We start from the raw sequence: 11,847 nt of genomic DNA on the forward strand, positions 1-11,847 counted from the left end.
AGTTTTATGTTTGCTTTAACGGCATATAGTTTTATACGACAATTATTTTCGGGAGGTCTAACATGCTGATTCACGTAGTCAATAGAGGGGAAACATTATGGCAGATCGCACAGCAATACCGCGTTAATCTTTCACAGCTGATTGCCATTAATCAACTCCCCGATCCTAATCAATTGTTAATCGGGCAATCCATTCTTATCCCTTCTTTCGCCATCCAACATACGGTTCGTTCTGGCGAGGCATTATGGCAAATTGCACAGCGCTATGGTGTGCCGATCCAGTCCATCATACAAGCGAACCAAATATCTAATCCGGAAAGGATTTATCCGGGCATGGTTATTGTGATACCTCCCCGAATCTATACGGTACAGCCCGGCGATCAGTTATGGTCGATCGCGCAACGTTTCGGCATCACAGTTGATCAAATCATTCAAGCCAATAACCTTCAAAATCCAAATCTTATTTATCCCGGGACAAATTTGGTCATTCCTTTTCCTAAACAAACGATCGATGTTAATGCGTATACCATTCATTTTGGAGCAGCCGGAGGCAATGAAGTACGTGAAGTTGGCCAGTTTTTAACTTACGTTTGCCCTTTTGGCTACAGCTTTAAAGAAGACGGCACACTTGGCGATTTGGACGATGCCGCAACGATTCAAGCCGCTCAAGCCGCGCAAGTCATTCCAATGATGTGTATCACAAATTTCACCGCAAGAGATCCTGGTTCAAAGCTAGCTCATACAATCCTCTCAAGCACAGATTTGAAAAATACATTACTAACGAACATTGTAAATACAATGAAAAGAAAGGGTTACCGCGGCTTAAATATTGATTTTGAAAACGTCCTTCCATCTGATCGTGAGCTTTACAATCAATTTCTTCAACGTGCTAGATCACGCATGGACCAAGAAGGCTACTTTCTCTCAACAGCCCTTGCTCCGAAAACGAGCGGAGAGCAAAAGGGGCTTTTGTATGAAGCCCATGATTATCCCGCACACGGCCGAATCGCTGATTTCGTCATTTTAATGACATATGAATGGGGCTATCGCCTTGGGCCTCCGCAAGCCATTTCACCACTGAACCAAATCAAGCGCGTCCTTGATTATGCAGTCACTGTTATTCCAAGAAATAAAATCTTGATGGGCTTCCAGCTCTATGCCCGTGATTGGCTTCTTCCCCATGTTCAAGGAAGAGAAGCGGAAACATTTGATATGCAGGAGGCAATCCGCCGTGCGAACGAACATCGTGCAACGATCCAATTTGATGAAACATCCCAAACGCCATTTTATCGGTATGTAGACAGCCAAGGCCGTACACATGAAGTTTGGTTTGAGGATGCCCGCAGCGCCCAGGCGAAGTTTAATTTAGTCAAAGACTATGGCCTACGCGGGATTAGCTATTGGGTTCTTGGCTATCCCTTCCCGCAAAATTGGCAATTGCTTTATGATAATTTTCGGATACAAAAATTACGTTAGAAGCTGTATACACAATAAATACGGGATTGATATAATGGAATAAGATTTGAAAAAGGAGACTCTTCAATGGATTTGCCACGCGATCCCGATAAAACGATTACATTCGAAATGAAAAAAATGCACATTTTAGTGCTCGTCGTTTCTGTTCTTGCCATTTTTTTTGGCGCCATCATTGCATCAATGATCCATACAGAAAGCATCTTTAAAATAACCTTGACTAATTTTCTCTTATTTATTGTTTTGTATATCGCCGGCATTATCCTTCACGAGTGTTGCCATTTACTCGGCTTTATGATGTGGGGAAAGGCTAGCTGGAACGACCTTGTTTACGGCATTAACCGCGAACTGGGTGTCGCCTACGCCGGAACGAAAAAAATGATTCAAAATCACGCAATGAAAAAAGCGCTTCTCCTCCCATTTTGGGTGACAGGCCTCTTGCCTTTTATCATTGGCATTTGGCTTAACAACGGTGTGCTCATTGTCGTATCCGCATTCCTAATTGGCGGCGCTGCGGGCGATTTTTCGATGTATAACCAGCTCAGAAAAGTAAAAAATGATGCTTATATTATCGATGATTTGGAGAAGCCGCAGCTCTATGTATTTTATGAAAAACCGGATGGCGTTTAATTAATAGAAGAAGGAAGCGATTGCTCCGCTTCCTTCTTAATGATCCACCCCAACGGCTTCACGAATATTTGTAAAGCCATCTTGCTTCAGCAATTGGATTAAACGTTTATTTATCGCTTTCATAATGCCTGGGCCTTCGTAAATCATCCCGGTATACACTTGGACAAGGCTTGCACCTGCGCGAATTTTTTCATAGGCGTCATCCCCATTGAAGATCCCGCCAACACCGATGATTGGGACGCGGCTCCCTACTTCTTGGTAAATCTCTTTTATCCAAGCTGTTGATGCCTCCGTCAATGGCCTTCCGCTAAGACCTCCCGCTTCTTTTTTATTAGAATTTATTAACCCTTCGCGCGATAATGTTGTATTTGTTGCAATGATGCCGGACAACCCTTCGGCAACCGCCAGATGGACAATGTCATGCATCTGTTCATCTGCCATGTCAGGCGCTACTTTTAATAAAATCGGCTTCGCCTTTGCTCCACTTTGCTCCAGTTCAGTTTTCTTTTTTTGAATGCCTTTAATTAATTGCCTCAACTCTTCCGTTCCCTGCAAATCGCGCAAGTTGGGCGTATTCGGTGAACTGACATTGATAACAAAATAATGGCCGTAAGCGTACAATTTTTCCAGGCATTTTTCATAATCGCTTGATGCCTCTTCATTTGGCGTTCCTTTATTTTTGCCGATATTTACGCCGATGGGCACGTTTGCACGCTGATATTCAGCTAAATTTTTTGCCGCTTCATCAGCCCCATGATTGTTAAACCCCATTCGATTAATGATCGCCTTATCTTCAACGAGCCGGAATAAGCGCGGTTTTTCGTTCCCAGGCTGGCCGACCGGGGTAATGGTTCCCACTTCAACAAACCCGAATCCAATCGCTGCAAGCCCACGATACACCCCTGCATTTTTATCAAAACCTGCCGCAAGGCCGACTGGATTTGGAAAACAGAGTCCCCAATAATTTGATTCTAGGCTTGGATCGCTGACTTGGTACACGGATCGAAGCAGCCCCAACCCACCCGTTTTTTCAGCAAGCTTTAACGCTGCAACCGTACGCTCATGGATTTCTTCTGGATCAAGTTTAAATAAAAACTTTTTCATTAATTGATAAATCGCAACCCAATCCTTTCTTTTCCTTTTTACAATAAATGCATCAATTGTTCTGCCAAGCTTTGCTGAACACTTCAACTATAAATAAAATCGCACCTGCAAGTAGGCTAATAATCAGAAGAATAATGGCAAGCTGAATCATTATTTTTTGGAAAACGAAAAATAGAGATAGCACCAACACCGAAGCGATGACGATGCCAATGATAAATCGTTGTGTATTTTCTCTTAATGCTGCTACAAACAATTGGACAGTAATTAAATTGCACAAAAGGATAATTAATAGAACAGGCAGCAAGCTGTCTTCCGTTGTCACTGTCGCAAAAGGAATGACAAAAACATTGACAGAAATTGCCGCGAAGCCCCATATGATCCAGTACACAACCTTATTCAAACGACACTCCCCCTTCGTCCCTTTCTAATCTTACCAGTTTTTCTATTTAAACAAAATAATTCCTCTCTTTTATGGTAGAATAAAGTATAACGAGCCTATTTGAAGTGCGGACTTCATAAGGAGGAGAAAAATGAGTAAAGTAAGCGATTTGCAAAAAGAATCGATGAAAATGTTAAAAGAAACGAGCCGCACCTTTTTTATACCAATAAACTGTTTGAAATCCAACCTGAAACATACCGTCGCTTCTGCTTATTTATGTATGCGGGCGATTGATGAAATCGAAGATCATGAATCGCTTGAAGGCGAAGCAAAACATCAGCTGCTATTATCGATCAGCCAGCTATTAAAAAAACCGTTTGATGAAGAAGCATACGCCTCATTGATTCGCCCTTACCGCACTGTCCTTCCTGACGTCACACAACGCCTCGGGGACTGGCTTCGCCTTTGTCCGTCAGAAATCGTATCAAAGGTAAAGAGTTCCACAAGTGAAATGGCAGAAGGGATGGCAAAGTGGGTTAACCTGGACTTTCTAATCAAAACAAAAGCAGATTTGGATGAATATACGTATTATGTTGCTGGATTGGTCGGATGTATGTTATCTGACTTGTGGAAGTGGTATGATAACACGAACACTGATCAAGAATTAGCGATAGCATTTGGAAGAGGCCTCCAAGCTGTTAATATGCTGCGCAATCAAGACGAAGACAGCGAACGTGGCGTGAATTTTATTCCAGAAGGCTGGAGCCGTGAAGATATGTTTCAATATGCAAGACAAAACCTGGAGAAAGCTGATAACTATATTAAAGACATTAAAGATCGGCGCATTCTTTTATTTTGCAAAATCCCCCTCAGCCTCGCCCATAGCACATTAAACGCCCTATCGAAAGGCAAGGAAAAAATGTCGCGGGATGAAGTGCATGAAATCGTCGAGCAAGTAAAAATTGAGGTCAATGCATAGCAAATAGAGCGGACAACGTTGAAAATGTTGTCCGCTCTACTTTTTTAGAAAATTTTCAGTATAAAACGGCTGTGATTTTTCGTTAAATGCGACACCGACGCCAAGCCGTTCATAATTTTTTTGCAATATATTTTCACGGTGGCCGGGAGAGTTCATTAAACCTTCATGGGCAAAAATGCTGCTTACTTGTCCCATTGCAAGATTTTCTCCAGCCATACTGAAAGCAATGCCATCTTCCGCCATTCTATCAAAAGGAGATTGCCCTTCAAGATTTGTATGGCTAAAGTAATGGTTTCCAGCCATATCTTTACTATGGCCGCGTGCTGTTTCCCGTACTGATTCATCCCAATCAAGAACAGACAGGCCGTGATTCACTCTAGCAGCATTCGTAAGATCGAATAATTGGTATTCAAAGCCTTCTTTTAGCTCGGGGCTCGGATCTGTAAAGAATTTTTCTTTTTGCTGTTCGAGTTCACCGCTTATAATTTGGATTGCTGTCACTCTGTTGTCTTCATGCTTATCATAAAAGATTGTGACATAATTATTGTCAATTAAAAATGTATCGTATTCTTGGTCGTTTTGTACTTTATAAGAGACAAGCCCTTTTTGTATGCTTTCGAGCGGCTCGCTAGCCGTTGCGCGAACGGATTCCCGAGAACTTTTGAAAGTGATATCCAATGTCGATGCCAGCAAGTCTTGGTTTGTGTATAAACCAGCTACTTTATTTTCCTCATTATAAGCCGCCATGAAAAAGTTTTGGTAGTTGTCGTGGTATGCAACCCATTCCACTCCGTATTCATTTAACGAAGCGCGCTTTGCTGAACCGGCCTGCTTCTCAACTTCTGAGCGGCTGTCGCCAATTTCAATATTATGAACAGAAAACGATTGCTTGGAAGGCTCTTCAAGATCCGGCTTTTTCGCCTTTGGCTGCGTCTCTATGTTATCTTCCAGCTTCCCTTTCAATTCATCAAACCATCGCTGGACTTGTTCCCCTACCGTAACAACCGTAGCTTGCACTTCAGGATTTTCTATGATTTGGTTTACGTCTGAATGAATTTCTTCATAAATGCTTTGAAAATCGGAAAGCTTGAAATTTTCGCCATAAACATACCATACACCGCCAATCAGCAATAAAACAAAGATACTTCGTATTTTTAGCAAAAAAGACACTCCTGTCCCGCCGGATAGCATGATTGTAGCAAATTTTAGTATAATGAACAAAATGTTTTCTTAATGACATTAAATTCAGAACAGTGGTAAAATGAGTGGAGAAAGAATTATTTTATATGAGAGGGGTATTGCTTATGCGTGACTGCTTAAAACATTTTATTAACGGTGAATGGGTTGAGTCAACTGGTTCAAAGACGATTGATGTCATTAATCCAGCAACTGAAGAAGTCATCGGACGAATCAGCGACGGGACAAAAGAGGATTTAGATAAAGCCGTTGCAGCGGCCCGGGCTGCTTTTCCTTCATTTTCCGAAACGACAAAAGAAGAACGGATTCAGCTGTTAAACCGGATTGCAGATGAATATGAGAAACGTAAAGAGGATATCGTTGAAACAATTACACAAGAGCTGGGCGCCCCACTTACATTAAGCGAAAAAGCACATTACAATATGGGCTTGGCTCATTTCCGCCAAGCGGCAAAAGACCTTGAAAGTTTCGAGTTTACAGAAAAACGCGGGAATACGGTCATACGCAAAGAGCCAATTGGTGTGAGCGGGCTCATTACGCCGTGGAATTTCCCGACAAACCAGACATCTACAAAACTCGCAAGTGCTTTTGCGGCCGGATGTACGGTTGTGTTGAAACCGTCAGAAATGACGCCGTTTGCTGCCATTATTCTTGCTGAAATCTTCGAAGCCGCCGGCTTACCAAAAGGCGTCTTTAACCTTGTCAATGGTACAGGAGAAGTCGTCGGAAACGGGATCAGTTCCCATCCTGATATTGACTTTGTTTCATTCACAGGATCCGGTGCCGTCGGCCAAAAGGTAACCGAAAATGCAGCAAAAACAATCAAGAAAGTGGCACTCGAACTTGGCGGAAAGTCACCAATGATCATTCTTGATGACTACGACATGAAAAAAGCAGCAAAAATTGCCGTTTCGAATGTTATTTTTAATTCAGGCCAAGTGTGTACATTGGCTTCCCGGACACTCGTTCCAAAATCAAAACTTGATGAGTTCGTTGAAGCCGTGAAAGAAATTTTGCCTCATTATCCTGTTGGTAACCCACAAGATGCCAAAAGCGCCCTAGGACCGCTTATTTCCGAAAAACAATACAAACGTGTGCAAGGCTATATTGAAAAAGGCATGGAAGAAGGGGCAACACTCGTTGCCGGTGGAACCGGAAAGCCTGAAGGCTTCGAAAAAGGATACTACGTGAAACCGACTGTTTTTACCGATGTAAAAAATGATATGGTTATTGCCCAAGAAGAAATCTTCGGGCCTGTCATGTCAATCATCGCTTATGATAACTTAGATGAAGCCATCGAAATCGCCAATGATACGATTTACGGATTGGCAGGTTATGTCGTTGGAGAAGACGAAGAAACGGTACAAAAGGTCGCTTCTTCCATTCGCGCAGGCAGGATCACAATTAACAGCGGCGCCTCAGACTTTTCTGCACCGTTCGGCGGCTATAAACAATCCGGCATCGGCCGTGAGTGGGGCGAGTACGGAATTGAAGAATATTTGGAAGTGAAAGCAGTCGTCGGTGTGCCGTCATAAATGGAACAAAGAAACAAATTTATACTTTTCTAACTTTTAAAAAGAAGCACAGCTCCGCCTGCGGTGGGGCCTGTGCTTCTTTTTTGATTCGGAGCTTAGAGGAGCTTAGGGGAGCTTAGGGGAGCCATTTTAAGAAAAGGTAGACACCTGCTTTATATGCCGTATGCCACACACTTATTTTAGGTGATATCCTGTTTCATGCTTGTTGTGATTTATCCATCCGTTCCTTACCATTATAAAAAAAGGAGCTGAAGCAAATGAAAGTCGTAAAACTTGAAGAAGTCAGGGGAACGGAGCATCATGTCGATGGGGGCAACTGGGAAAGCTATCGTCTCTTAACAAAAAAGGATGGCATGGGCTTTTCTGTCAATGAAACGATGATCCGTGCAGGAACGGAAACACATATTCACTATAAAAATCATCTTGAAGCCGTTTACTGCATCGAAGGACATGCAGAAGTTGTGACACTTAGCGATAACAAAGTACATACGATTAAGGCCAATACGCTTTATGCACTAGACAAACATGATGAGCACTTGCTGCGCGGCATCGAGGATGCGAGAATGATTTGTGTATTTAACCCACCGCTAAGCGGCCGCGAAATCCACGACGAAAATGGCGTGTATCCCGCTGATCTTGATTAATCACTTTAGTCCGAAACTCGATCCATCGTTGTAATGGCTCGGGTTTTTTTCTTTTTCAATATCCCCCACAAATAAAAACGCCATCCCTACACGTTCTTACTCCCCACCTTTGCTTCTTTTGATTTCCTCTCGTTTACAGGTTCTGTTCATATATTTTACTCAGCCATTTGCTTGCCTTCTTAATTTTCAAGCATTTGACCGCCTTTTAAATGTATGTTGCTCTCAAAAAACAACGATTCATCTCAACCATGCAGACTTTAATCTCAATAGCACATATAATGAGGTCAGTATGACGAACTCAGAGGGGGAAAGCATTGAAAATATCACTCGATATCGACCCTGCCTACAAGGAAACAAAGATTACCATTCACTGTAGTGAAGTTGATGACACAATCAAAGAAATTCTAGATTTTTTAAAAGAAAAAGAAACAAGGTTCATCGTTGGAAGAAGCGGAGAAATGCAGCATATTTTAAAACCGAATGAGATTCACTTCTTCTATTCCGGAGACGATTCTGTTCTTGCGGTAACAGCGGACGGAGAATTTAAAGTGAAAGAAAGATTGTATGAACTTGAAAAAATCCTGCCGCCAAACCGATTTATCCGGCTGTCAAAATCCGTGATCGCAAACCTTTACGAACTTAGCCATTTCGAAGCCTCATTCAACGGAACGCTTTGCGTCTACTTCAAATCCGGTGCGAAAGAATATGTCTCCCGGAACTATGTCGGCAAAATCAAAGAAACATTGAAAATGACCAGGAGGAAAGGCGAATGAAAACCTTTTTATTCAGAAGCATGATTGGCATCTTTTTCGGTGCATTTATTTCGATTGTCATCACCTTTTTAGCCATTTATTTTGGAGGCTATGAAACGCTGGACAGCGGCGTTTTTATGAAAAATTCAGCAGGTGCGATTTTTTGCGGGTGGCTCTTCACCGTTTCACCGCTTTACTTTGAAAATCATAATCTAACTTTACCGCAGCAAACAGGGCTCCATTTTTTCACAACAATTATTCCTTATTTTATTTTAGCGACGTCCATTGGATGGATTCCTTTCAATGTAAAAAGTGTACTATTTGGAATCGGTTTGTTTATTATCATATATGCGATCATCTGGACCTGTTTCTATCTTTACTTCAAAAATCTTCTCAAGAAATTGAACGATGAGCTGAAGCATATTTAGTTAGAAGCCAGAAATCAGAATTGAAAGAAGGTGCTATGAAGAATGATTACAATAAAAAATGTCAGTAAAGTGTACGGCAAAATTCAAGCATTGCAATCAATTGATCTGTCGATCCCGGACGGCGTTTGTTACGGTTTGGTCGGCCCAAACGGTGCCGGAAAATCAACCTTGATGAAAATATTGGCAGGTATTGTGAAAGATTACAATGGCTCGCTAAATTTTTCGAAAAAGAACACTTCCCTTGGCTACGTGCCACAAGATATATGTTTGGAAGAAACATTATCAGCTTTCGCGAACATCAATTTTTACGGAAAAATTTACGGGTTAAAAGGACAAAAACTTGCCCACAGGGTAAAAGCGGTCTTCGATGAAATTGGATTAACAGACCGCGCAAAATCAAAGGTAAAAACTTTTTCCGGCGGAATGAAACGGCGCCTCAATATTGGCTGCGCCCTTCTGCATGAACCGGATATCGTTATCATGGATGAGCCGACAGTCGGTGTCGATCCACAATCCCGAAGGCATATTTTTCAACTTATTCACTCATTAAAAAAACAAGGAAAAACGATCATTTACGCCAGCCATTATATGGAAGAAATCGAAACCCTTTGCGATCATGTCGCATTTATTGACAATGGCAAGTTGATTGAACAAGGGAGCGTAACCGAACTGCTCAGCCGCTATGCGAAACCAGAGGTATTTATTAAAGGCGATATTCCTCGAGCTTGGCTTGGCACGGAGCAGACCGTTCAACATAAAGACGGCGGATGGATCCTAGCTACGCCAAATCCGCTCGAAACATTGGCTGACCTTGCCACACGCTGTAAAAAGCAAAACATCATCCCAGTTCAACTCTCATTAATGCAACCCCGATTGGAAGATGTTTTCTTTTCATTAACCGGAACGGCTTTACGCGATAACGCTTCATAAGGAGAGGTGAAAATAATGTGGGCTGTAGCAGAAATTGAAACGAAAAAGCAGTTGCAGGACAAATCATTATTATTTTGGACACTGCTTTTACCCATCATTTTTATTGTTGGATTTATGGCAATTTTCAGTTCAAATGCACCAGATAAAACAGCGGTAGCCAATCAAATTATCACAGGCTTTAGCGTCTTTTTTTCGATATTTATTATCATTTCCATGACGATCAGCTTCGTGAAAGACCGAGAAAGAGGATTCGTCGCACGCCTTGCCAGCACCCCATTAACGCCCGGCGGGTACTTCATAGGAAAATGGCTTCCATTCGTTGCCATTGTCATTGGACAGATTGCTGTATTAGCCGCTGTCGGAATCATTGCCTATGACATGACGATTGTTCAACCATTTCTCTACTTTCTTATCGTCGTCCTGCTTGCAGTGATGGTTACCTCCTGGGGTTTGGCGATTGCTGTTTTCTCAAAAACAGAAAACACCGGCATCGTTATGACGCAAATCATCGCCTTTGCAGGTGCCATTCTTGGCGGCCTATGGATGCCTTACGAAATATTGCCTGGCATCATTCAAACGATCGGCAAATTTTTACCCCAATATTGGACACATCAAGCTCTTCTGTCTACCGTCTCGGAACAATCAAGTGGAGTAAACATTGGCGTAGCATTGCTCATCCTGCTAGCTTATACATTGCTAGGCTTCGCCTTGGCATTTGCCGGCTACCGGAAATTTTTGCGTACTTCAAAGAGCTAAGCATGTAAAAAAGCTGTTCCTTTGTCAGGATCATCGAACAAAGGAACAGCTGTTGTTTGTTTATTTTGCTTGTATAACCGCATCACTTGAAACAATATATTCCGGTCTCGTCTTTCCGCCTGAAAACGGCTCGACCCGGATTGTTACGGCAGCTTTAACACTCTTGCCCCTTGGACATGTTTTTGCAACTCGTTTCGATTAACCAGCCGCCCGACAGTAATATAATGCCCATCCCCGACAGGTGTTGAAGTCTCCCTTTCCTTGAAGTGATGGAGATTTCTAATAAACCAATCCCTCGTTCTCGGCATCGGGAGGACATGGAGCTCTTTTTCATCCACAAAATAATAAAAAACATAGTCCGCTTCGGTATACATAAAACATCCAGGCGTATTTTTCTTTTTATTGCTGATTGTCTCCAAGAAATAGTTTCCTGTTCTGTAATAACGATCGCCTTTTACTTCAATCGTTATTGTCCTTTTGCTGCCGTCTCGATTCTGCTTTATCCACAATAGGTCAATATCTTTCAGTTGGTAATCTTCATCGTTCTCAACATTCATGACATCAATCGTTTCCTCAAATGTTTTTAACCATTGCTCAATATCCTTCGCTGCAGCATCGGCAATGTCTAAAGTGTCTCTCATGCTGTACTTCTTAATCATTCCGAATCCCCCTCCCATAAAAAAATTGTAGCTTAATGACTGGCAATCCTATCAAAACTAAGTTTGAAGCGAGTGCCGCCATCATTGCTTTATATGCCGTCATTTTTACCACCTCCCTTCTTTGGGAGATGGCCAACCGCCCATCCTGCTTATAACGTTGCTGCCCTCATTTTAGCATTAATTGGAATACTGTACATTTATTGTTAGAGATGGTGGTGTGGTTTGGGATAATAGTGAGGATGACATTTATCATGATTTATATTGACACATGAGAGTGTTAATCCTTAAAATTATTGAAAGACCTTGTAAATGATTATATAATCCTTTCAACAGTAAAATGAAATGTAAAAGGTTTAAAAACCGTTTTGGAAAAACCCTTCAA

13 protein-coding genes are annotated in these 11,847 nt (G+C 42.0%); 9 read left to right on the forward strand and 4 right to left on the reverse strand.

What is annotated here, in order from left to right; genetic code table 11:
* Positions 1 to 62 precede the first annotated feature (62 nt).
* Both DCC39_RS12525 and DCC39_RS12530 read left to right on the forward strand, forming a co-directional pair.
* Entirely contained in the window at positions 63 to 1,475 is a 1,413-nt protein-coding gene (locus DCC39_RS12525; RefSeq protein WP_116555248.1) for a LysM peptidoglycan-binding domain-containing protein, read from the forward strand.
* 66 nt (positions 1,476 to 1,541) lie between these two features.
* A complete protein-coding gene (locus DCC39_RS12530; protein WP_116555249.1) occupies positions 1,542 to 2,102 on the forward strand; it encodes a DUF3267 domain-containing protein in 561 nt (186 codons plus the stop codon).
* Positions 2,103 to 2,138: 36 nt separating this feature from the next.
* Here the strand turns inward: DCC39_RS12530 and DCC39_RS12535 are convergent, their stop codons facing one another.
* Together DCC39_RS12535 and DCC39_RS12540 are read right to left on the reverse strand one after the other, a co-directional pair.
* Positions 2,139 to 3,218 carry a quinone-dependent dihydroorotate dehydrogenase gene (locus DCC39_RS12535; protein WP_116555301.1) on the reverse strand — a complete coding sequence of 360 codons (1,080 nt, stop codon included), beginning with the start codon at positions 3,216 to 3,218 and terminating at the stop codon, positions 2,139 to 2,141.
* A gap of 40 nt (positions 3,219 to 3,258) precedes the next feature.
* A complete protein-coding gene (locus DCC39_RS12540; RefSeq protein ID WP_116555250.1) occupies positions 3,259 to 3,606 on the reverse strand; it encodes a hypothetical protein in 348 nt (115 codons plus the stop codon).
* Between the two features lie 130 nt (positions 3,607 to 3,736).
* Here DCC39_RS12540 and DCC39_RS12545 point away from each other — a divergent pair, with 130 nt between their 5' ends.
* Positions 3,737 to 4,564, forward strand: coding sequence for a squalene/phytoene synthase family protein (locus DCC39_RS12545; RefSeq protein WP_116555251.1), 828 nt, complete (start codon positions 3,737 to 3,739; stop codon positions 4,562 to 4,564).
* A 36-nt stretch (positions 4,565 to 4,600) separates the two neighbouring features.
* Here DCC39_RS12545 and DCC39_RS12550 read toward each other — a convergent pair whose 3' ends face one another.
* Positions 4,601 to 5,734, reverse strand: coding sequence for a CAP domain-containing protein (locus DCC39_RS12550; protein ID WP_338066560.1), 1,134 nt, complete (start codon positions 5,732 to 5,734; stop codon positions 4,601 to 4,603).
* Positions 5,735 to 5,868: 134 nt separating this feature from the next.
* On the opposite strand from DCC39_RS12550, the gene DCC39_RS12555 reads away from it, so the two are divergent.
* The 6 genes from DCC39_RS12555 (at position 5,869) to DCC39_RS12580 (ending at position 10,806) form a co-directional block, all read left to right on the forward strand.
* Positions 5,869 to 7,296, forward strand: coding sequence for an aldehyde dehydrogenase family protein (locus tag DCC39_RS12555; RefSeq protein ID WP_116555252.1), 1,428 nt, complete (start codon positions 5,869 to 5,871; stop codon positions 7,294 to 7,296).
* Between the two features lie 257 nt (positions 7,297 to 7,553).
* The gene (locus DCC39_RS12560) at positions 7,554 to 7,940 is read left to right on the forward strand and encodes an ectoine synthase (protein ID WP_116555253.1); all 387 of its coding nucleotides are present in this window, start codon (positions 7,554 to 7,556) and stop codon (positions 7,938 to 7,940) included.
* Between the two features lie 314 nt (positions 7,941 to 8,254).
* Positions 8,255 to 8,713 carry a LytTR family DNA-binding domain-containing protein gene (locus DCC39_RS12565; RefSeq protein ID WP_116555254.1) on the forward strand — a complete coding sequence of 153 codons (459 nt, stop codon included), beginning with the start codon at positions 8,255 to 8,257 and terminating at the stop codon, positions 8,711 to 8,713.
* Positions 8,710 to 9,120 (forward strand): DUF3021 domain-containing protein, encoded by a 411-nt coding sequence (locus DCC39_RS12570; protein ID WP_116555255.1) that lies wholly within the window; start codon positions 8,710 to 8,712, stop codon positions 9,118 to 9,120. Before DCC39_RS12565 ends, DCC39_RS12570 begins: the two co-directional genes overlap by 4 nt.
* Positions 9,121 to 9,162: 42 nt before the next feature.
* Positions 9,163 to 10,050, forward strand: coding sequence for an ABC transporter ATP-binding protein (locus DCC39_RS12575; RefSeq protein ID WP_116555256.1), 888 nt, complete (start codon positions 9,163 to 9,165; stop codon positions 10,048 to 10,050).
* A 15-nt stretch (positions 10,051 to 10,065) separates the two neighbouring features.
* Positions 10,066 to 10,806 carry an ABC transporter permease gene (locus tag DCC39_RS12580; RefSeq protein WP_116555257.1) on the forward strand — a complete coding sequence of 247 codons (741 nt, stop codon included), beginning with the start codon at positions 10,066 to 10,068 and terminating at the stop codon, positions 10,804 to 10,806.
* Positions 10,807 to 10,949: 143 nt separating this feature from the next.
* On the opposite strand, the gene DCC39_RS12585 is transcribed toward DCC39_RS12580, so the two are convergent.
* A complete protein-coding gene (locus tag DCC39_RS12585; RefSeq protein WP_116555258.1) occupies positions 10,950 to 11,465 on the reverse strand; it encodes a hypothetical protein in 516 nt (171 codons plus the stop codon).
* Positions 11,466 to 11,847 lie beyond the last annotated feature (382 nt).

The sequence above is a fragment of the Pueribacillus theae genome, from assembly GCF_003097615.1.
In the GTDB taxonomy this organism is placed as follows: Bacteria; Bacillota; Bacilli; order Bacillales; family UBA6769; genus Pueribacillus; species Pueribacillus theae.

Excerpts from the sequence above, each read along its gene's own strand:
- DCC39_RS12525 (WP_116555248.1), top strand. The coding sequence starts at position 63 with ATGCTGATTCACGTAGTCAATAGAGGGGAAACATTATGGCAGATCGCA.
- DCC39_RS12530 (WP_116555249.1), top strand. The coding sequence starts at position 1,542 with ATGGATTTGCCACGCGATCCCGATAAAACGATTACATTCGAAATGAAA.
- DCC39_RS12545 (WP_116555251.1), top strand. The coding sequence starts at position 3,737 with ATGAGTAAAGTAAGCGATTTGCAAAAAGAATCGATGAAAATGTTAAAA.
- DCC39_RS12555 (WP_116555252.1), top strand. The coding sequence starts at position 5,869 with ATGCGTGACTGCTTAAAACATTTTATTAACGGTGAATGGGTTGAGTCA.
- DCC39_RS12560 (WP_116555253.1), top strand. The coding sequence starts at position 7,554 with ATGAAAGTCGTAAAACTTGAAGAAGTCAGGGGAACGGAGCATCATGTC.
- DCC39_RS12570 (WP_116555255.1), top strand. The coding sequence starts at position 8,710 with ATGAAAACCTTTTTATTCAGAAGCATGATTGGCATCTTTTTCGGTGCA.
- DCC39_RS12575 (WP_116555256.1), top strand. The coding sequence starts at position 9,163 with ATGATTACAATAAAAAATGTCAGTAAAGTGTACGGCAAAATTCAAGCA.
- DCC39_RS12580 (WP_116555257.1), top strand. The coding sequence starts at position 10,066 with ATGTGGGCTGTAGCAGAAATTGAAACGAAAAAGCAGTTGCAGGACAAA.
- DCC39_RS12585 (WP_116555258.1), bottom strand. The coding sequence starts at position 11,465 with ATGATTAAGAAGTACAGCATGAGAGACACTTTAGACATTGCCGATGCT.